Raw genomic sequence first — 20,199 nt, 5'->3', positions numbered from 1 at the left:
CGTGCCGGCGCGCCACCTCGCGCAACCGGGCCGAAGGTCCCGAGATCATCCGGCGATGGTCGGGGTGATCCGATCCCAGACCGGGATCGGCAGCGCGATCACCGCGGCCGGGAAGAGCCCGTGCTCCTCGTTGTCGATGTGCCGGTGCAGCCGGTCGAGGGCGGCCAGCACCGCCGGCCAGTCCGGAGCCGCCCGGTCGACCCCACCGAGCACACCGTGGATGTCGTCGTGCTCGGCGCACAGCTGCTCCACCGCCTCGGCCAGACTGCCCTCGGCCCGCAGCTCCGCGAAGAGCCCCTGCTCCTCGACGGTGGTGTGCGGGATCAGCAGGGCGACCAGGGTGTCGAGCGCCGGCAGCGCGTCCGCGCCGCCGGCCCGTACGGCGGTGCGGAGCCGGCCGGCGGCGTTCGCGATCGCCTCGTGTTCGGCGGTGAGCCGGCCGACCAGTGGAAACTCCCGGCAGCCGCAGTAGTTGCACATGAGCGTTCATCTCCCAAGCAGCAATGGGTGTCCACCGTCATCGTGGGTACGGCGCCATCGCCGCCGGCAGGGCCGAACGGCCCGGCACGAGCGGGGACGGCGACCTGACCGGCCGGCCCCGAGGTTTTGACGACAAATGACGTTGTAATGTCGTGTGTCGTGGAAACCCCGAGAACGGGGCCGACCGGCGAGACGATCGACCCCCACCGGCACCGGGCCCTCGGCACCGCCAGTCGGGCCTCGATCCTGGAGATGGTGCGCGCCGCCGACACCGGCATGACCATCGCCGAGGTGGGGGAGCGGACCGGGCTGCATCTCTCCACCGCCCGCACCCACCTCGACCGCCTCGTCGACGCCGGGCTGCTGGTCAAGGCGCGGGCCAGCGGCGGCCAGCCCGGGCGGCCGGCGTGGCGGTACCGGGTGGCCGTGACGGAGGCGCCCGCCCCGGCGCCGTACCGGGCGCTCGCCGCCGCCCTGCTCGACCACCTGTCCCGGCGTGGCCGCGGCGACGTCCGGGCCGAGGCCATCCGCGCCGGCCGCGACTGGGGACGGCACCTCGCCGCCGCCACCGCGCCCGGTGACGAGCCGGTCGACACCCTGCTGGACGTCCTGCGCGGACTGGGCTTCAGCCCCCGTCGGCACCGCACGGCCGCCGGGACCACCGAGGTCCACCTGCACACCTGCCCCTTCTTGGAGCTGGTCAACCGCAACCCCGACGCGATCTGCGCCCTGCACGTCGGCGTGGTCCGCGGCGTGCTCGAACACGCCGGCGCGCCGCCGGCCGGGGCGGTGCTGGAACCCTTCGGCGCGTCCGACGCCTGCGTGGTGCGGCTGACCCTGCCCGCCGCCCGCGAAGCGGCGGAGTGAGGCCATGTCCACCGCCGTCAGCACCGCGCGAACGACGAACCCCCGCCGCCGCGTGCGCCGTTTCCTGCCGCCGCAGCACGGCGCCTGGGCGATGCTCCTGCTGCCGTACGCCGTCGGCATCATGCTGGTCGGCCCGCGCTGGCCGGACGTCCCGCTGCTCGGCGCCTGGTTGGCCGGCTAACTGCTGTCGTACTACGCCTTCCAGGCCGTCAAGTCCCGTCGACCGCGCCGCTTCGCCGACCAACTGCTGGTCTACGGGCTGGTCACGGCGCCGCTCGCGGCGACCGTGCTGATCGCCCGGCCGGCGGTGCTCGGGTACGCCCCGATCTACGCCGTGCTGCTGGCGGTCAACTGCCGGGCACGCCTGGCGGCGGCGGGAGCGGGCCCTGCTCAACGACCTCGCCTCCGTGGCGCAGAGCTGCCTGCTAGTCTTCGTCCTGGCCACCATCTCCCGGGTGCCGCTCGCCGAGGTCGTGCCCGCGTTCCTGGCGCTGGTGCTGTACCTCGTCGGCACCGTCCTGTACGTCAAGACCATGATCCGGGAACGGGGGGACGCCGGGTACCGCCGCCTCTCCGTCGGCTTCCACGCGGCCGCCCTGCTCGCGGCGGCCTGACTCGACGTGCTGCTCGTACCGGTCTTCGTGCTGCTCCTGGCCCGGGCGGTACTCCTGCCGGGCCGGCGGCTCCGGCCGGTCCAGGTCGGGCTGATCGAGCTGGCCTGCTGCCTGCTCGTCTACGTCACGGTGCTGCTCGCGCACTGAGCGGCCACCGCACCCGGGGCGGCCTCCGCCGCCCGCCGCCGGGCGGGGTCCACGACGCCCCCCGCGCCATGCGGGGTGTCAACCGAGCGTCACCGGACGCCTGCGGCTTTTGCCGCCCGGTGACGCTGCGGTGACGCCGGCACAGCAGACTCTCAGCTAGACGAGCGGTCCTTGGCCAGCTCAAGCCCCATCTCACCGGTCCAGGCGGCGGTCGGCGGGCCGACCGCGTACCGACGCGGTGTGGCAACGACGTTGGCCACCCTTCGCCGGGCCCTGACGCGGTGCGGTCGGGGTCGCCCGACGGCGACGTCGCGGACCGGCCACTCCATCAGGGCGGCGTTCGCCGACCAGGTCCCGGTGCAGGGGGTGCGATCGTGACCGCTGAGGAGAGCACGGGGTCGTCCACGACCGACGGGACCGGGCCACGGCCGCTGTCCGCCGCCGAGCCGAAGGTCCGCCTCCTGCTGCTCGGTGGCTTCCGGCTGCTGCACGACGGGCGGCCCGTGGTGGTGCCGCGCGGTCTGCAACGCGGCCTCGCCCTGATCGGCCTGCGCCCTGGGGCCACCCGCGCCATGCTGGCCGGCCTGCTGTGGCCGGAGGTGTCGGAGGAGCGCGCGCTGTCCTCGTTGCGGACGGCGCTGTGGCGGCTGCGCCGCGATCCGCTCTGCCCGGTGGTCACCGTCGGGGACACGGTCCGGCTGCACCCGGTGGTCGACCTGGACGTCGACGAGCTGACCAGGATCGCCGCCCGGGTCAACCAGGGCGGCGACCCGCGGCCGGCGGCGGCCGTGCTCGCCGCCGGGCGGCACGACCTGCTGCCCGGCTGGTACGACGACTGGGTGCTGGTGGAGCGGGAAGGGCTCAGGCAACTGCGGCTGCACCTGCTCGACGAGCTGGCCCGGGCCCACCTGCGCGCCGGCGAGCACGGCGAGGCGTTGCAGGCCGCGCTCGAGGCGATGGCGGCCGATCCGTTGCGGGAGACACCGCACCGCCTGGTGGTCGAGACGCACCTGGCGGAGGGCAACGCGTACGAGGCGCTGCACGCCTTCTCCGGCTATCGCGACCTGCTGCTGCGCGAGCTGCAACTGGAGCCGTCCGCGGCGATGTGCGCGCTGATCGGTGACGTGCTGACCCCGGTACCCGCGTCGGCGTAGCCGCACTCCTTCCCGCCCGGCCGCTGCGGCGGCGCACGCTCCACTGTGTCCGGGCCCCGTCCCGGCGGCGTCAACGGCCGTGGACTCGCCACCGGCCGCCGGTGACGGCGGCGTGACGCGACCTCCGGCAGGGTCGCAGCACGACATCGTCGTGGCCCGGGCGGCACCGGTCGGGACCTGGCCGGACAAGGAGAAGGAACCGCCATGGGGATCAGGAAGGAACTCGTCATGATCCGCAATCTGCTGCTCGTCGTCCGGGAGTCCTGCCGGATGGCTGTCGACGTCTTCCTGGTCGCGTCGCGCGGCTACGGCGGGCTCATCAGCCCGCTCGTCTCCCGCAGGCGTTCGAAGGGGAATTCATGATCAGGACGATGGTCCGGCTGCGGGCGCTGCCGGGGTCCGAGCACGCCGTGGAATCCGCGTGGCGAACAACCGCCGGCCAGCTCGGCCGGCTGGCCGGCAACCTGCGGCAGGAGCTGCTGCTCGACGCCACCGATCCGCGCTCGTTCGTCCTCGTCACCGAGTGGACCGACGAGTCCGCGCTGCGCGACTTCGAGAACGGGCCGGTCGCCGCGCGCCTCGCCGAGGCCGTGCGGGCGCTGTGCGAGACCTCCGGGGCGCAGAGCTACCGGGTGATGCGGGACGCCGCCGGTGCCAGGTCGAAGATCTTTGTGGACGTCGAGATGACCGTGCCGGCCGCCCGGCTCGCGGAGTTCGAGCGCGGGTACGTCGAGGTCGCCGCGAGGGTGGCCGGCGTGCCTGGATACCTGCGCGAGGAGCTGCTGCGCGAGCCCGGCACGGACATCTTCCACATCTTCGCCGAGTGGCGCAGCGAGGCGGAGTTCTACCGCTGGATCGGCAACCCGGCACACGCGCAGGAGGAGGCCGGGCCGATCGCGCCGTTCCTCCTCCGCGACTTCCGGCGCCGCCTCTTCCACGACGCGGCCCATCCCGAGAGCAGGCGAGAACCGAGTACGGGCAAGGAGATCACCGTGCACACGACAACGGACGTCCTCATCGTCGGAGCGGGGCCCACCGGGCTGACCGTCGCCGTCGAGCTGGCCCGGCGCGGCATCGACTGCCGGGTGATCGAGAAGCGGGCCACCCCGCCCACCCAGGCCGACAAGGCGATCGGCATCCACTGCCGCACGATGGAGATCTGGGCGGAGCAGGGCATCGTGCGGGAGGCGATGGACGCCGGCAGCTGGCTGACCGGGAACATGGTGTTCATCAACGGCGCAGAGGTCCACCGGATGAGCTGGGAGCTGCCGGAGCTGCCGTACGCGCACCTCGGCCTGCCCCAGTACGAGACCGAGCGGATCCTCACCGAACGGCTGGCCACCCTCGGGGTGCGCCCGCGACGCGGCGCCGAGCTGGTCGCGTTCACCCAGGACGACGACGGCGGGCTGGCCACGATCGCGACCGCCGACGGCGGCGAGGAGACGGTACGCGCGAAGTACCTGGTCGGCTGCGACGGCGCGCACAGCAAGGTCCGCGAGCTGCTCGGGTTGACGTTCTCGGGTGGGCTGGGCCGGTTCCCGCAGCTGTTCATGCTCGGTGACGTGGACGTGGACTGGGACATGCCGGAGGGCCACCTGCTCCGGTTCATGCACGAGACCGACGGCCGGATGGACGGGATGCTGGTGTGCGTCCCGCTGCGCGGCGAGTCCCGGTACCGGATCGCGACGCTGGCGCCGCCCCGGTTCTTCGCCCAGACCGGCGGGCAGGACGTCCCGCCGGGGTTCAGCGAGGAACTCGCCGAGCCGACCCTCGCCGACGTCCAGGCCGCGATCGACCACCTCGCCCCGCCCGGCACCCGCGCGTCGAACCTGCGCTGGTCGTCGGTGTTCCGGATCAGCCACGGCATCGTCGACCGGTACGGCGAGGGCCGGGTGTTCGTGGCCGGCGACGCGGCGCACCTGCACCCGCCCGCCGGCGGTCAGGGCATGAACACCGGCATCCAGGACGCCTGGAACCTGGCGTGGAAGCTGGCGCTGGCGGTGCGGGGGATCGCCGCGCCCGGGCTGCTGGACAGCTACGAGACCGAGCGGCGCCCCGAGGGCGAGGAGATCGTCGGCCGCGCGGTGCGGATGGCCTTCACCGACGAGCTGGACCGCAACGACCTGAAGCGGCAGTTCCTGCAGGAGATGTCCATGCTGCTCAGCTATTCGGACAGTCCGCTCGTCGGCGAGTCGCTGTCCGCGCCGGACGCTCTGCGGGACGGCCCCGGGCCCGGCGACCGCGCCCCCGACGTCGGTGGCCTGCACCGGCGGGGCGTCGGGCATCCGCTGCGACTGCACGACCTGACCCGCGGCACCCGGCACACGTTGCTGGTCTACGCGGACGGGTCGGCCGACCCGGGGACCCTGACCGCGCCGGGGAGCCTGTGCGCCGACGTCCGCCGCCAGACGTCCGGGCAGGTCGACGTGTACCTCCTGCTCAGCCCGGACGCCCCCGCGCCGGCGCTGCTCGACCCGCCGGTGGTGCGGGACGCCGGGGGCGAGTTCCGCGCCGCGTACGGCGTGACCGGGACCGCCCTGTACCTGGTCCGCCCGGACGGGCACGTCGGGTTCCGCAGCCAGCCGATCGACGCCGACGCGCTGGCCAAGAACCTGCAACTGGTGTTCGGAGGCGGGCGATGACGACCGTCCGCACCGTGCTCGCGATGCGTACCCGGGAGGGCTGCGAGGAACGGTTCGAGGCGGAGTGGCTCTCGGCGGCCGAGCAGATCCGCACGCTGGACGGATGCCTGCACCAGGACCTGGTCCGCGACGCCGACGACCCGCGCAGCTATCTGATCATCAGCGACTGGGCGGACCGGGAACGGCTGGACGCCTTCGGGCGCAGCGAGCACCGGGACCGGCTGCTGCGCCTGATCCGCGAGCTGCGCGAATCCGCCCAGCGGCACACCTACCAGGTGCTGCACAGCGTCCGCAGCGAGCCCGAGGAGTCCCGATGACCGAGGACGCCGTACCCGCGTCGGAGCTCTACACCGACGAATTCGCCGCCGATCCCTATCCCGCCTTCGCCCGGCTGCGGGCCGACAAGCCCGTGTGCCCGGTCAGTTCGCCGCGGTTCGACTCCTACCTGATCACCCGGTTCGACGACGCCAAGGCGGCGCTGACCGACCCCCGGCTCTCCAAGGACCTGTACGGCCCGGAGCAGCACTACCTGCGGATCTTCGGGCCGAACTCCGAGGGCTTGAACAAGAACATGCTCAACTCGGACCCGCCGGAGCACACCAGGCTGCGCCGGATCGTGTCGCAGGCGTTCGCGCCGCGCCGCATCGAGGCGCTGCGACCCCGGGTGGCCCGGATCGTGGACGACCTGCTCGACAAGATCGTGCCGCAGGGTCAGTCCGAGCTGATGCACGAGTTCGCGATCCCGCTGCCGATGCGGGTGATCAGCGAACTGCTCGGGATACCGGCGGCCGACCACGATCGGGTCCTCGACTGGACCCAGGTGATCAGAACGTCCGGGTCGTCCGGCCGCAGTCCCCAGGAGGATCGGGCGGCCGTGCAGGCGGCGCAGCTGCGGCTGCACCACTACTTCGCCGACCTGGTGCAGGCCAAGCGCGCGCACCGAGCCGACGACATGATCAGTGCGCTGATCGAGGCGTGCGACCAGGACGGGAAGCTCTCCGAGGCGGAGCTCGTCACCACCTCGTTCCTGCTGCTCTTCGCCGGGCACCAGACCACCGCGGACTTCATCGGCAACGCGACGGTGGCCCTGCTGACCAACCCCGACCAGCTCGCACTGCTGCGCGCCACGCCGGAGCTGCTGCCCGCGGCGATCGAGGAGCTGCTCCGGTTCGACGGCCCGTTGCCGGTGGCCAGCCCCCGGATCGCCACCGAGGACGTCGAGTACGAGGGGGTGTGCATACCCCGCGGGTCGATCGTCGGCGTGGTGATCAACTCGGCGAACCACGACCCGGCGCAGTTCGCCGACCCGGACCGGCTGGACCTCAGCCGCGAGCGCGGCCCGCACATCGGCTTCGGCCACGGCGTGCACTACTGCCTCGGGGTCTCGCTGGCCCGGATGGAGGCGCAGATCGGCATCGGGGCGCTGCTGCGCCGGCTACCGGAGCTGCAGCTCGGGGTGCCGGTCGCCGAGCTGCGCCGGCTGCCGGCGGCGTCGCCGTTCCGCGGCCTGCTGGAGCTCCCGGTCCGGTTCACCGCGTGGCGCGCCGAACCGCCCGCACCGATCGGCGCCCAGAGATCACCGTCCACTCCATCGCACGTCCACTCAGCTGAGGAGCAGTCATGGTCTTCCGAAACGTGATCGTCTGTCACATGGTGCCCGGTAGCGACGGCATCGTCGGTGACGTCTTCGGCTACTACGACAGGACGACCCGGCCGCAGGACCTCGGCGTGATCGGCCGGCGGCTGCTCAACCTGGACGACCTCTACATTCACGTGATCGAGCGCGTCGCCGACCCCAAGTTGACCGGCCAGACCCGGGGGCTGCCCGCGTTCCAGAAGATCGCCGAAGCCATCGCCCCGTACGTCACGCCGTACCCGAAGAACTGGCAGAACCCGTCCGACTCGGTCGCGAAGGAGTTCTACCGCTGGGTTCCGGAGGAGGACGCGCCGCCGGAGTCGGCCGGCCGGCATCTCAAGGTGATCGTGCAGCACCTCAAGCCCGGCGCGGAGGCCGACGTGGCGCGCATCTTCGGCGAATCCGACGCCGGGGAGCTGCCGGTGCGGCTGGGCGTCACCGGGCGCTGGCTCTACTCGATCGACGACGTCTTCGTGCACCTGTTGGAGCGCACCGACGAGGCGTTCGCCGACCGCGTGGGGCAGGACCACCACCACCCGGCCTTCGCCAGGATCATGGCGGACCTGAGCCCGTTCGTCAGCCCGTACCACCCGGAGACCTGGCGTGGTCCGGGAGACGCGGTGGCCAGGGAGTTCTACCGCTGGCAGGCCGAGGACTGAGGCCGGCCACCAGGCGCCGGGATCGGCGGGCCAGCCGACCGCGCCGGGCGCGCTGCCGGCCCACGCGTACCTGCTGCTCGCCGCCGTCACCGCGCTGATCGCCCTCATCGCCGCGTGGACGGTGGCCGCGGCGGCCCGGGACACTCTGCTGCCGCCACCCCCGACCCACTGATCGAACCGACACGCGATTCCGCGACGCGGAACCGGCCCGCCGCTCCGGCACCCTGGCCGGGGGCGACGGACAACTCGGGTCACCGCTACCTGCGAGAACCTTCCGGAGAGCGCGGGCTCCCGAGGTCGGATCGCGGGACGTCCGGCGTGACCGGCGTCCGCTGCTGGTGCGGTCGGTTGCGGATGACCGTGAGCGCGAGGACGGCGGTGACCAGGAAGACGAGGCCGTTGACCCGGAGGCCCGCCTGCACGCCGGCGGTGAGGGCCTCGGCGAGCGCGGTCCGGACCGGGGTCGGCAGCGGCGTGCTGCCGCTGGTGCCGGCGGCGACGGCTGCCCGGACGGTCGAGCGGGCGGGCTCGGGCACGCCGTGGGCGGCGAGCCGGTCGGGCAGTTCGGCGAGCAGCGTGCTGGTGAGCAGGGTCCCCAGCAACGACGTGCCCATGACCGCGCCCACCTGGCGGGCGGTGTTGACCGCGCCGGATGCCATGCCGGCCTGGGCGGGCAGGACGCTGGCGAGCGCGGCCGCGGTGGCCGGCGCGACGACGAGGCCGCAGGCGGCGCCGAACAGCGCGACGAGGGCCCAGCTGTGGCTGAGCGGGGTGCTCGGGTCCTGGGTGGACAGGCCCAGGCAGGCGGCGCCGCCGAGGACGAGGCCGACGGTGAGCGGCGCCTTGAAGCCGGTGCGGCGGATCGCCCGGCCCGCCGCGAAGGCGGCGACCGCGTAGACGCCGAACAGCACCAGCATCCGCCAGCCCGTCTCGAGCGGGCTGAGCGCCTGGGCCCGCTCGTGGAACAGCACGAGCAGGATCGCCACACCGGTGAAGCCGAACAGCGACACCGCGGCGACGACCATGACGGCGCTGAAGGACGCGGACCGGAACAGCCGGACGTCGAGCATCGGCGTGCGGGCGCGCAGCTCGACGAGGACGAAGCCGACGAGTCCGGCGGCGGAGGCCAGCCACGCGGTCGCCGCCAGCGGGCTGGTGTAGCCCGCGCGTCCGCCCTGGATCAGGGCGTAGACGGCGGCGGCGATGGTCAGCGTGCCGAGCAGCAGGCCGGGGATGTCGAGGCGGCTCGCGGGCTGCCGTGACTCGGTGACCCACAGCGCGGTGACCAGCAGCGTGACCACGCCGAGCGGGATGTGGGTCAGGAAGACGCTGTGCCAGGGGAAGTGCTGCAACAGCGTGCCGGCGATGAGCGGCCCGGCGGCCAGGCCGATGCCGGACGCGGCCGACCACGCGGTGATGACCTCGGTGCGGCGGTGCGGGTCGGTGAACGTCGCCCCGAGGATCGCCAGGCTGTTCGCCAGGATCAACGCCCCGCCGGCGCCGGCCAGCAGCTGTCCGGCGATCACCCAGCCGGGGGTGGCGGCCAGGGCGACGAGGGCGCCGCCGGCGACCATGGTGGCCACGCCGGTGCTGAACATCCGCTTGCGGCCGTAGCGGTTGCCGAGCGTGGCAGCGGTGAGCACCAGGCTCGCCACCACGAGGGTGTAGGCGCTCGGGATCCAGATGAGGGTGCCCGGGTCGACCCGCAGATCCCGCTGGATCGTGGTGAGCGCGGAAACGGTCGCGGTGATCTGCAGGAACGTCATCATCGCTCCCAGGCACATCGCAGCGAGGGTCGCCGCATGCGCGCGGTGTGCCCGGCCGTCCTGCCGGTGCGTCGCGGCAGCGGCGGCGGTCCGACGACGCGGCGCGGTGGGCGCGCCCTGGACGGGCTCATGGATCCCGGTCTGCTGGTCGATCACGAAATCTCCGAGGGGTGAGGGTGGGCGGGCCTCGCGGGAGGGCCACGCCTCGGCTGGCGAAGAACGTTGACTTTTGTCAAGGAAAGCCAGCATCACAGTGAAGCACGCTGACTAGCCTTGATGCAAGTCAGGGGGTAGCCTGGGGGCATGCAGGATCTACGGGAGGATCGGAGCGCCTGGTCGACGGCGAACTGCTCGATCGCGCGCGCCATGGACGTCGTGGGCAGCAGGTCCGCCATGCTCGTCATGCGAGAGGCAATGCTCGGTACGCGCCGTTTCGACGATTTCGTCCGCCATGTCGGCATCGGCGAGCCGGCGATGGCGGCCCGGCTTAAGGAACTCGTCGCCGCCGGGCTGTTCGAGCGGTTCCCCTACCGCGAGCAGGGGCAGCGCACCCGATACGAATACCGCCTCACCCGCAAGGGTCAGGAGCTGCTGCCCGTGATCACCGCGCTGCGCCAGTGGGGTGACAACTGGGCGGCGGACGAGGCCGGCCCGTCCGTGGTGGCCACCCACCGTGGCTGCGGCCACCCGGTACGCGCGGTGCTGCGCTGCGAGCAGGGCCACGACATCGCCGACGGTGAGATCGACATCGTCGCCGGGCCCGGCCTGATCCGTCGGGCGTGACCGGCGGCACCGCCACGGTGCTCGTGGTGTTCGGGCGAGGAGTCCGCTGCGACGGTTGATGCGCCCCGATCGGGGCGCGGCGGTGCGCCCGTCCGGTGACGTCCGGAGCCGGTGACGACACCCGGAGCCGGTGCCGCGGAAGACGCGCCGATGTACGTCGCCGACCCGTACCCCGGGCAGGACGTCTGGGTGGCGAACATGGTCGGCCAGCGCGGGACGAGGCGGGGCGGCGCGGGCCCGCCGATCCGCTACGACGCGGCGGTCAGGCCCGGTACGCCAGGTTGACCATCATGCCCGTCTCGGCGTGGTAGGCGTTGTGGCAGTGGGTCATCCACTGTCCAGGGTTGTCGGCGTCGAGGTCGACCGCGACGGTCCGCCCGGGCGGCACGATGACGGTGTCCTTGCGGGCGCCGCCGCCCGCCACCCCGAAGGTGTGTCCGTGCACGTGCATCGGGTGGAACATGGTCGTGGTGTTGACGAACTCCAGCCGTACCCGCTCGCCGCGGCTCACCAGCAGGGGATCGGCGTGGTCGAAGGTGGCGCCGTTGATGGTCCACCGGTAGGGCATCATCCCGCCGCCCAGCACCACCCGGTGCACCCGGTCCGGCCGGCGGTCGGTCAGGGCGACCTGCGGGGCGGCCCGGAGCGTGCCGGTGGTCAGTAGCCGGCGGTCCAGCTCCGCCGCGCGGACCGTCCCGTCGGGCGGGTCGCCGGCCCCGGTCCGCACCATGGCCAGCCCCTGCCCGGTCTTGCCCTCGGCGGCGGCGAACAGCGGGAACGCCCCGTCGCCCAGGGTGATCAGCAGGTCCGCGCGTTCGCCCATGCCGAGCAGCAGCGCGTCGGTGGTGGCGGGCACGACCGGGAAGCCGTCGGTGTGCGTCACGGTGAGCCGGTGCCCGCCGAGTGCCACCCGGTAGGCCGTGTCGGAGGCGGCGTTGACCAGCCGGATCCGGGCCCGCTGGCCGGGCCGGCCGGCCAGGGTGACCGGTGCGCCCGGCACCCGCCCGTTGACCAGGTGGTACGGGTGGGCGACGTCACCGGCGCCGCCGAGCAGCGGCGACGTCATCGGCGCCATGCCGCCCGACGACGGGCCGGGCATGCCGCCCATGCCGCCGTGGTCCATGCCGCCCATCGACCGCAGCGCCGCGAGCACGTCCTCGGGGGTACGGCCGGTGCCGTCGACCCAGTCGTCGAGCACCACGACCCACTCCTGGTCGTGGTCGCCGGCCTCGTGCGGGTCGTCGACCAGGAGCACCCCGTACAGCGCCCGGTCGAGCTGCACCCCGGAGTGCGGGTGGTAGAAGTAGGCGCCCGGGTCGGGGACGGTGAACTCGTAGGTGTGCCGGCCGCCGGCCGGGATCGGCCGCTGGGTCAGCCCGGGCACCCCGTCCATGTCGTTGCGCAGCGCGACGCCGTGCCAGTGCACGCTCGTCGACATCGGCAGGTCGTTGGCCACCTCGACGCGGAGCAGGTCGCCGGCCCGGGCCCGGATCAGCGGGCCGGGTCCGCTGTCGGCGTACCCCCAGGTGGCGACGGTGGGGCCGCCCAGGTCGTGGGTGACCGGCCGGGGGTGCAGCCACGCGGTGACGGTCGACGCTCCGGCCCGACGGCGGGCGGCCTCGGTCCGCGCGACCAGCGGGCCGTCTGGGGTGACCAGTCGCGGGTCGAAGGCTCCGCCCACCCACGCCGCGGCACCGGCCGACGCGGCCAGGCCGACGGCGCCGGCGAGACCGGCGAGCAGGCGGCGCCGGCGGACGCCGGCTGATCCGGGTACGGGCAGCTCCGGGAATCCCATCGCGGTCTCCTTCCGACCTCCCCGACCTCGACGATGCTCCGGTCGAGGGCTGGCGGACACGGAAAGATGACCGGTGAGCACGGGCCGAAGGTCGTGATCCGGATGGTGCGGTTGCCGCATACCCCCCGGGGGTATATGGTGGCGGCGGAGGTGGAGTTCGATGCAACACGGACACCAGATGCACGGGCAGCACGACGCCGCGGCGACGGGCGACCCCGGACACCACGGTCACGGCGGCGGGCACGACAAGCACGCCGGGCACGACCCCGAGCAGTTCCGCCGCAAGTTCTGGCTCAGCCTCGCGCTGACCATCCCGATCGTGCTCACCAGCCACCTGGTGATGGACTGGTTCGGCTACTCCCTGGACTTCCCGGGCATCAGCTGGGTCGGCCCGGTCCTCGGCTCGATCGTCTTCTTCTACGGCGGCTGGCCCTTTCTCGTCGGCGGCGTACGGGAGGTCCGGGACCGCGCGCCCGGGATGATGCTGCTGATTTCGACGGCGATCGTGGTCGCCTACGTGGCCTCCGTCGCCACCAGCCTGGGCGTCTTCGACCTGGACTTCTGGTGGGAGCTGGCGGCGCTGGTGACCATCATGCTGCTGGGGCACTGGCAGGAGATGAAGGCCATCGGTCAGGCGCAGGGCGCCCTGGCCGCCCTTGCGGCCCTGCTGCCCGACGACGCCGAGCGCCTCGACGACTCCGGCGGGGTCCACCGGGTGCCGGTCGCCGAGCTGCGCGTCGGTGACGTGGTGCTCGTTCGGTCCGGCGGCCGGGTCCCCGCCGACGGGCGGATCGTCGACGGGGCCGCCGAGCTGGACGAGTCGATGATCACGGGGGAGTCCCGGCCGGTGCCGCGCGCCGTCGGGGACCGGGTGGTCGCCGGCACCGTCGCCACCGACTCCGCCCTGCGGGTACGCGTCGACGCCGTGGGCGAGGACACCGCGCTCGCCGGCATCGGACGACTCGTCGCGCAGGCCCAGGCCTCCAGCGGACGCGCGCAGGTGCTCGCCGACCGGTTCGCCGCCCTGCTCTTCTACGTGGCCGCCGCCGCCGCCCTGGCCACCTTCGTCGCCTGGTGGGCACTGGGCAACGGCGACCAGGCGGTGGTGCGTACGGTGACGGTTCTGGTGATCGCCTGCCCGCACGCCCTCGGGCTGGCCATCCCGTTGGTGATCGCGCTCTCCACGGCGTTGTCGGCCCGGGCCGGCATCCTGGTCAAGGACCGCCTCGCCCTGGAACGGATGCGCACGGTCGACACCGTGCTGTTCGACAAGACCGGCACCCTGACCAAGGGCGCGCACACGGTCACCGGCCTGGCCGCGACCGGTGGGTTCGGCGAGGACGAGGCGCTGCGGCTCGCGGCCGCGGTCGAGGCCGACAGCGAACACCCGCTCGCCAAGGCCCTGGTGCGGGCCGCACAGGATCGCGGCCTGCGGGCCGGGGCCCGGGACTTCCGGTCGCTGACCGGCCGGGGCGTCCAGGCGGTCGTTGACGACACCACCTGGGCGGTCGGCGGCCCCGCCCTGCTGCGGGAGCTCGGGGTGGCGGTTCCCGACGAGCTGACCAGAGCCGCGGACGGCTGGTCGGCCCGGGGCGCGTCGGTGCTGCACCTGGTCCGGTTGCCGCAGGGCGGAAAACCGGAGGTGGTCGCCGGCTTCGCCTTGGAGGACGAGGTCCGGCCGGAGGCCCGGGCCGCGATCGCGGAACTGCGCGAGCAGGGGGTGAAGAAGCTCGTGATGATCACCGGGGACGCCCGGCCGGTCGCCGAGGCGGTCGCCGCCGACCTGGGCTTCCGTCCCGGTGTGGACGAGGTCTTCGCCGAGGTGCTCCCCGCCGACAAGGACAAGGCGGTCGCCGACCTGCAGGCCCGGGGCCTCACCGTGGCCATGGTCGGCGACGGCGTGAACGACGCCCCGGCGCTGGCCCGCGCCGACGTCGGACTGGCCATCGGCGCCGGCACCGACGTGGCGATCGAGTCGGCCGGGGTGATCCTGGCCTCCTCCGACCCGCGCGGCGTCACCAGCGTGATCCGGCTGTCCCGGGCGTCGTACCGGAAGATGCTCCAGAACCTCGGCTGGGCCGCCGGTTACAACGTGGTGGCCATCCCGCTCGCCGCCGGCGTGCTGGCCTGGGCCGGGATCGCGCTCAGCCCGGCGATCGCCGCGGTGCTCATGTCCGCCTCCACCATCGTGGTCGCGCTCAACGCGCAACTGCTCCGCCGGGTACGCCTGACCCCCGACTCGCACTGACCCGGGCACCGCGGGGCCGGCCGGTACGGCGGACCTGCCGGCCCCGGCGTCGCCGGGCGCACCCGGGCCCGCGGGCCGCCAGCCGCAGAGGCGGTCCGCATCAGGCTTCCCAGCCTGAAGATGCCAGGGCTCGGCCGTCTTCCCCATCGCAGGTGCGGGCCGTTAAGGTGATCGCGTGACGGTGTTCCGGATCGGCGAGGCCGCCGAGCTGCTCGGGGTCAGCGCCGACACGGTGCGCCGCTGGATCGACGCCGGTCGGCTGGCCGCCAGCCGGGACGACCACGGCCACCGGGTGGTCGACGGGCTGGACCTGGCCGCGTTCGTCCGCGCCCCGGGACACCCGGAGCTGTCGTCCGCCCGCAACCGGCTGCGCGGCATCGTCACCGCGGTCGTCAAGGACACGGTGATGGCGCAGGTCGACATCCAGGCCGGGCCGTTCCGCATCGTGTCGCTGATGAGCCGCGAAGCCGTCGACGACCTCGACCTGACCGTCGGGTCGGTGGCCGTGGCCGTGATCAAGTCGACGACCGTCGTGGTGGAACGCGCCACCGCCGCCAGGGGAAGGACCAACCCGTGACCGTACGGTGGATCCGCGCCGCCCTCGCCGGGGTCGCCGCCCTGACCCTCGGCCTGGCCGGCTGCGGTGGTGACGGCGGCGCGCCCGCCGGTGGACGGGTCACCGTCTTCGCCGCCGCCTCGCTGACCGAGACGTTCACCCGGCTCGGCCGGGACTTCGAGGCCGCCCACCCCGGCACGACGGTGGCCTTCAACTTCGCCGGCAGCTCGGCGCTGGCCACCCAGATCACCCAGGGCGCCCCGGCCGACGTCTTCGCCGCCGCCTCACCCGCCACCATGAGGACGGTGACCGACGCCGGTGAGGCCGCCGACACCCCGGTCACCCTCGCCCGCAACCAGCTCGTCATCGCGGTGCCGAAGGGCAACCCCCACCGGGTCGCCGGCCTGGCCGACCTGACCCGGCCCGGGGTGAAGGTCGCGCTCTGCGCCGAGCAGGTGCCCTGCGGGTCGGCGGCGCGCACGGCGCTCGACGCGGCCGGCGCCCGGCTCACCCCGGCCACCCTGGAACAGGACGTCAAGGGCGCACTGGCCAAGGTGAAGCTCGGCGAGGTCGACGCCGCGCTGGTCTACCGCACCGACGCCCGCGCCGGCGCGTCCGACCTGGACGCGGTCGAGTTCCCGGAGTCGGCCGGCGCGGTCAACGACTATCCGATCGTCGTGCTCAAGCGGGCGGGCGACCCGGCCGCAGCCCGCGCCTTCCTCGATTTCGTCCGCTCCGAGGCCGGCCGCGCGGTGCTCACCGCCGCCGGGTTCCAGGCCCCGCAGGCGTAGTGCCGGCCCGCGACACCGCCGCGAGGGCCGCCCGACCGCGACCCCGGCACCGGGTGCCCCTGGCGCTGCTCCTGCCCGCCGGGCTCGGGCTGGTCTTCCTCGTCCTGCCGCTGGTCGGGCTGCTCGCCCGCGCCCCGTGGACCACCCTGCCGCAGCGGCTGGCCCAGCCCGGCGTGCTCACCGCGCTGCGGCTGTCCCTGCAGACCGCCACCGGAGCCACGATGCTCTGCGTCGTCCTCGGCGTACCCCTGGCGTGGCTGCTGGCCCGGGTCGAGTTCCCCGGCCGGCGGCTGGTCCGGGCGCTGGTCACCGTCCCGCTGGTGCTGCCGCCGGTGGTCGGCGGGGTGGCGCTGCTGCTGGTCTTCGGCCGCCGCGGGCTGCTCGGGTCCTGGCTGGACGCCACCTTCGGGGTGACCCTGCCGTTCACCACCGCCGGGGTGGTGCTCGCCGAGGCGTTCGTCGCCATGCCGTTCCTGGTCATCGCCGTCGAGGGCGCGCTACGCGGCGCGGACCCGCGCTACGAGGAGGCCGCCGCCACCCTCGGCGCCGGCCGCTGGACCACGTTCACCCACGTCACCCTGCCGCTGGTCGCCCCCGGCGTCGCGGCCGGGGCGGTACTCTGCTGGGCCCGGGCCCTCGGCGAGTTCGGCGCCACCATCACCTTCGCCGGCAACTACCCCGGCCGGACGCAGACCATGCCGCTCGCCGTCTACCTCGCCCTGGAGACCGACCTGCCGGCCGCGATCGTGCTCAGCCTCATCCTGCTCGCCGTCTCCGTCGCCATCCTGGCCGGGCTGCGGGACCGCTGGGTCGGCGCCCCGTGACCGCTCCGCCCCTGCTCGACGCGCACCTGGTCGCCGATCGGGACGGCTTCCACCTCGACCTGCGGTTGCGGATCGCGGCCGGCGAGGTCGTCGCGCTGCTCGGCCCGAACGGCGCCGGCAAGACCACCGCGCTGCGGGCGCTCGCCGGCCTGCACCCGCTCACCGCCGGCCACCTCACCCTCGACGGCGTCGACCTCGACCACCCCGACCGGCGGCGCTGGGTGCCGCCCGAACGGCGCCCGGTGGGTGTCGTGTTCCAGGACTACCTGCTCTTCCCGCACCTCAGCGCCCTGGACAATGTCGCGTTCGGACCCCGCCGCCGCGGCGTCGACCGGCGGGCCGCCCGCGACCGGGCGCGGGGCTGGCTGGAGCGGGTCGGCCTGGCCGAGCAGGCCCGCCGCCGGCCCCGGCAGCTCTCCGGCGGGCAGGCCCAGCGGGTCGCCCTCGCCCGGGCCCTCGCCGTCGACCCGACCCTGCTGCTGCTCGACGAGCCGCTCGCCGCCCTGGACGCGGGCACCCGGCTGGACACCCGGGCCGAACTCCAGCGGCACCTCGGCGGCCACTCCGGCGCCACGCTGCTGGTCACCCACGACCCGCTGGACGCCTTCGTGCTCGCCGACCGGCTGCTCATCGTCGAGCACGGGCGGGTCGTCCAGGAAGGCGACGCGGCCAGCGTCACCGCCCGACCGCGCACCGACTACGTGGCCCGGCTGGTCGGGCTCAACCTGCACCGAGGCCGCGCCGACGGGCGCACCGTCCAGGTCGGCGAGCTGACCCTCACCGCGGCGGACCGGGTCGCCGGGGACGCCTTCGTCGCCTTCCCGCCCGCCGCCGTCGCCCTGCACCCGACCCGGCCCGACGGCAGCCCCCGCAACGTCTGGCCGGCCACCGTCGCCGGGGTGCAGCGGCACGGCGACAACCTGCGGGTCCAGCTCGACGGCCCGATCACCGTCGCCGCGGACGTCACCCCCGCCGCGGCGGCGCACCTGCGGCTCGCCCCCGGGCAGCCGGTCTGGGCGGCGGTCAAGGCCGCCGAGACGCACGCCTACCCGGCCTGACCGAGGGGCGGCGGCCCGACGTGACCGTCGTCTCGTGGACGCCGCCGCCCGCCTGAGGGAGGTTTGACCTGGTCCTGACGGGTCAGTCAGACCGAGAGCGACGACGAGAGGGGTGCGGCGTGCCCGACACGACACCCACCCGGTCCAGCCGCGACGCCGTCCTGCCGGACGACGTGACGGACCCGCTGCTGTGGCGGGCGGCGTACGACGTAGCCGCCGCGCACGAGCCGGACGAGGAGGGCCGGTGTCCCAGCCTGCTCTGCGGCCACCAGAGCGCCCCGTGCGAGCCGATGGTCAACGCCCGGCGGGCGATGCGCCTGGCTCGCGCCGGCACGTCGGCCGGCCGGGGGTCCGAACCCCGGGAGACGCCGGTGCCGCGGGCGCGGGACCGCCGCGCGGCGGCCTGACCGGCGCCGGACCGGTCACCGGGCGCCCTGCGGGCCGAACGCGGTGAGGAAGCGGTCCCGGAAGGTGTCCATCCGCCACACCGGGGCCTGCGCCCCGGGGCGCAGCCCGTCCTGCCAGCCCCAGCTCGCGATCCGGTCGAACACCGTCGGGTCGTGCGCCACGACGGTGATCGGCACGTCCCGGCTGGCGCCCGCACCGGTGACCGCCGTCGCCGGCTGGTGGTCGCCGAGGAAGACCAGCACCAGATTGTCCCCGCCGTACGTCAGCACGTAGGAGACCAGGGTGTCGAGCGTGTACTCGATGGAACGCCGGTAGTCGGCGCGGATCTGCGTGGCGCCGCGCTGCACCACGTCCCGGCCGCCGCCGGTGCTGGTGGACGCCTGGTGGAAGATCGAGCCGTCGCCGACCGCGTTCCAGCCGACCGGCTCGGGGATCGCCGACCAGGGGGAGTGGCTGGAGACCAGCGGGATCTCCGCCATCAGCGGGGCGTGCGGCCGGTCCCGCTCCAGCCGCTGGAAGGTGGCGAGCGTGTACTGGTCGGGCATCGGCGCGTAGCTGAACTTCGGGCCGCGGTAGGCCAGCTTCTCGGCGTCGTAGTAGCGGTCGTACCCGAAGAACCTCCCCTCCGGCCAGGGCTGGGTGGCCGCCGGCAGGACGCCCACCGTCTGCCAGCCGGCCCGGTGGAACGCGCCGTTGAGGGTCAGCCGGTTCCCGGCCAGCAGGTCCCGGTGGCGCTGGTCGTTGTCGATCCAGAGCCCGGACAGCAGCGTGGCGTGGGCCAGCCAGCTCCCACCACCGAAGGTGGGGGAGGTGAGGAAGCCGCTGCGCGCGTCGTACCCGGCCGCCCGCAGCCGGCGGTAGCCGTCATCGAGCACCGCGTCGACGTGCGGCGCGAACTCGGGGTCCTCGACCGCGTCCCGGCCGTAGCTCTCCACGAACGCGACGAGGACGTCCTTGCCGCGCAGCCCGGTGAGCAGCCGGTCGCCGGGGACGTTCCGGAAGGCGTCGGTGGCGGCCTGGCCGGCGAACACCTCCCGGTCCCGCAGCCCGGCCCGCACCTGGCCGGCGTGCGCGGCGACCAGCGTGGTCGCCTGCCGGTCCGCGACCGGGACGCCGGGGTCGAGCCGCACCCCGAACAGGGCGCAGCCCAGCCAGAGCACCGCCAGGGCCGCGACGGCGCGGACCGTGCCGGTGCGGTGCCGGACCACGAGCCGGGTCAGCCGCAGCACCGACAGGGTGAGCAGGGCGAGCAGCGCGACGGCGAGGAGCAGCACCCCGACCGCGGCGGCGACCGCGCCGCCCCGGCCGACCGAGTCGGTGAGGAAGCCGAAGCCGTCGTCGAAGAGTCCCCAGTCGAGCAGCACGTCGAAGGGTCGGTCCCGGGCCACGAAGAAGCCCATGTCGAGGAGCTTGAGCACGGTCAGCAGGCCGAGCGCCACACCGAGCGCCACCGCCACCGGGCGGCGGGCCCGGGCCGGCAGGACGAGCAGCAGCGCGACGGCGACCAGTCCCTCCACCGGGATCCGCAGGAACGCGCCGGGGCGGAGTCGGCCCACCTGGTCCGGCGCCACGAGCGCGGCCAGCACCAGCGCGGCGGCGAGTCCGGTGAGGGCACCCGCCAGGGCGCGACGGCTCCGGGGCGTGGGCACCGTGGGGGCGGCGTCGTCCGGCGGTTCCGCCGCCGGTCGACGGAAGCGGGTGATGAGTGACAATGCTCGGTCCTTCCCTCGCGGTGCCCGGAGCGGTCGGTTTCCGTTGGCTCAGACCGGCT

General features: G+C 74.2%; 19 protein-coding genes and 2 pseudogenes. 17 read left to right on the top strand and 4 right to left on the bottom strand.

Annotation, left to right across the window (positions count from 1 at the left end):
- Nucleotides 1-45 precede the first annotated feature (45 nt).
- Entirely contained in the window at nt 46-480 is a 435-nt protein-coding gene (locus OG799_RS14935) for a hemerythrin domain-containing protein (RefSeq protein WP_406045631.1), read from the bottom strand.
- Between the two features lie 159 nt (nt 481-639).
- On the opposite strand from OG799_RS14935, the gene OG799_RS14930 reads away from it, so the two are divergent.
- The 9 genes and pseudogenes from OG799_RS14930 to OG799_RS14890 all read left to right on the top strand — a co-directional run bounded on the left by OG799_RS14930 (nt 640) and on the right by OG799_RS14890 (nt 8,371).
- Nucleotides 640-1,347, top strand: a complete 708-nt coding sequence (locus OG799_RS14930; RefSeq protein ID WP_406045629.1) for a helix-turn-helix transcriptional regulator — start codon at nt 640-642, stop codon at nt 1,345-1,347.
- 4 nt (nt 1,348-1,351) lie between these two features.
- Nucleotides 1,352-2,108 (top strand): annotated as a pseudogene (locus OG799_RS14925) (YwiC-like family protein).
- 431 nt (nt 2,109-2,539) lie between these two features.
- A complete protein-coding gene (locus tag OG799_RS14920) occupies nt 2,540-3,262 on the top strand; it encodes a BTAD domain-containing putative transcriptional regulator (RefSeq protein ID WP_406046293.1) in 723 nt (240 codons plus the stop codon).
- A gap of 204 nt (nt 3,263-3,466) precedes the next feature.
- Nucleotides 3,467-3,625: a hypothetical protein gene (locus OG799_RS14915; protein WP_406045628.1), complete on the top strand. Its 159-nt coding sequence runs from the start codon at nt 3,467-3,469 to the stop codon at nt 3,623-3,625.
- Nucleotides 3,622-5,904 carry an FAD-dependent oxidoreductase gene (locus OG799_RS14910; RefSeq protein ID WP_406045627.1) on the top strand — a complete coding sequence of 761 codons (2,283 nt, stop codon included), beginning with the start codon at nt 3,622-3,624 and terminating at the stop codon, nt 5,902-5,904. The genes OG799_RS14915 and OG799_RS14910 overlap by 4 nt, the downstream gene beginning before the upstream one ends.
- Entirely contained in the window at nt 5,901-6,221 is a 321-nt protein-coding gene (locus tag OG799_RS14905) for a putative quinol monooxygenase (protein ID WP_406045626.1), read from the top strand. Before OG799_RS14910 ends, OG799_RS14905 begins: the two co-directional genes overlap by 4 nt.
- Nucleotides 6,218-7,543, top strand: coding sequence for a cytochrome P450 (locus OG799_RS14900; RefSeq protein ID WP_406045625.1), 1,326 nt, complete (start codon nt 6,218-6,220; stop codon nt 7,541-7,543). The genes OG799_RS14905 and OG799_RS14900 overlap by 4 nt, the downstream gene beginning before the upstream one ends.
- Nucleotides 7,525-8,199: a TcmI family type II polyketide cyclase gene (locus OG799_RS14895; protein ID WP_406045624.1), complete on the top strand. Its 675-nt coding sequence runs from the start codon at nt 7,525-7,527 to the stop codon at nt 8,197-8,199. The genes OG799_RS14900 and OG799_RS14895 overlap by 19 nt, the downstream gene beginning before the upstream one ends.
- On the top strand, nt 8,144-8,371 hold the full coding sequence (locus OG799_RS14890) for a hypothetical protein (RefSeq protein WP_406046535.1): 228 nt from the start codon (nt 8,144-8,146) through the stop codon (nt 8,369-8,371). The genes OG799_RS14895 and OG799_RS14890 overlap by 56 nt, the downstream gene beginning before the upstream one ends.
- Before the next feature lie 85 nt (nt 8,372-8,456).
- Here the strand turns inward: OG799_RS14890 and OG799_RS14885 are convergent, their stop codons facing one another.
- Complete coding sequence (locus OG799_RS14885; protein WP_406045623.1) at nt 8,457-10,121, bottom strand: MFS transporter; 1,665 nt, start codon at nt 10,119-10,121, stop codon at nt 8,457-8,459.
- A 147-nt stretch (nt 10,122-10,268) separates the two neighbouring features.
- Between OG799_RS14885 and OG799_RS14880 the strand changes: the two genes are divergently transcribed.
- Nucleotides 10,269-10,748 (top strand): winged helix-turn-helix transcriptional regulator, encoded by a 480-nt coding sequence (locus tag OG799_RS14880; RefSeq protein ID WP_406045622.1) that lies wholly within the window; start codon nt 10,269-10,271, stop codon nt 10,746-10,748.
- A 111-nt stretch (nt 10,749-10,859) separates the two neighbouring features.
- On the top strand, nt 10,860-11,033 hold the full coding sequence (locus OG799_RS14875; protein ID WP_406045621.1) for a hypothetical protein: 174 nt from the start codon (nt 10,860-10,862) through the stop codon (nt 11,031-11,033).
- On the opposite strand, the gene OG799_RS14870 is transcribed toward OG799_RS14875, so the two are convergent.
- Complete coding sequence (locus OG799_RS14870) at nt 11,011-12,543, bottom strand: multicopper oxidase family protein (protein ID WP_406045620.1); 1,533 nt, start codon at nt 12,541-12,543, stop codon at nt 11,011-11,013. The genes OG799_RS14875 and OG799_RS14870 overlap by 23 nt on opposite strands.
- A gap of 160 nt (nt 12,544-12,703) precedes the next feature.
- On the opposite strand from OG799_RS14870, the gene OG799_RS14865 reads away from it, so the two are divergent.
- The 6 genes from OG799_RS14865 (at nt 12,704) to OG799_RS14840 (ending at nt 18,427) form a co-directional block, all read left to right on the top strand.
- Nucleotides 12,704-14,791 carry a heavy metal translocating P-type ATPase gene (locus tag OG799_RS14865; protein ID WP_406045619.1) on the top strand — a complete coding sequence of 696 codons (2,088 nt, stop codon included), beginning with the start codon at nt 12,704-12,706 and terminating at the stop codon, nt 14,789-14,791.
- A 175-nt stretch (nt 14,792-14,966) separates the two neighbouring features.
- A complete protein-coding gene (locus tag OG799_RS14860) occupies nt 14,967-15,368 on the top strand; it encodes a molybdopterin-binding protein (RefSeq protein ID WP_406045618.1) in 402 nt (133 codons plus the stop codon).
- An 11-nt stretch (nt 15,369-15,379) separates the two neighbouring features.
- Nucleotides 15,380-16,138: a molybdate ABC transporter substrate-binding protein gene (gene modA / locus OG799_RS14855; protein ID WP_406046292.1), complete on the top strand. Its 759-nt coding sequence runs from the start codon at nt 15,380-15,382 to the stop codon at nt 16,136-16,138.
- Nucleotides 16,138-16,962, top strand: coding sequence for an ABC transporter permease (locus OG799_RS14850; RefSeq protein WP_406045617.1), 825 nt, complete (start codon nt 16,138-16,140; stop codon nt 16,960-16,962). The genes modA and OG799_RS14850 overlap by 1 nt, the downstream gene beginning before the upstream one ends.
- Nucleotides 16,959-18,020 (top strand): ABC transporter ATP-binding protein, encoded by a 1,062-nt coding sequence (locus OG799_RS14845; RefSeq protein ID WP_406045616.1) that lies wholly within the window; start codon nt 16,959-16,961, stop codon nt 18,018-18,020. The genes OG799_RS14850 and OG799_RS14845 overlap by 4 nt, the downstream gene beginning before the upstream one ends.
- A gap of 119 nt (nt 18,021-18,139) precedes the next feature.
- The gene (locus OG799_RS14840) at nt 18,140-18,427 is read left to right on the top strand and encodes a hypothetical protein (protein WP_406045615.1); all 288 of its coding nucleotides are present in this window, start codon (nt 18,140-18,142) and stop codon (nt 18,425-18,427) included.
- A gap of 15 nt (nt 18,428-18,442) precedes the next feature.
- Here the strand turns inward: OG799_RS14840 and OG799_RS14835 are convergent.
- Nucleotides 18,443-20,155, bottom strand: a pseudogene (locus tag OG799_RS14835) (sulfatase-like hydrolase/transferase); the annotation flags it as partial.
- Nucleotides 20,156-20,199: the final 44 nt, after the last annotated feature.

The organism is Micromonospora sp. NBC_00898, assembly GCF_045207895.1.
Lineage (GTDB): Bacteria > Actinomycetota > Actinomycetes > Mycobacteriales > Micromonosporaceae > Micromonospora.
The sequence above is the reverse complement of the archived record's forward strand: the minus strand, read 5'-3'. Positions and strand labels throughout refer to the sequence as shown.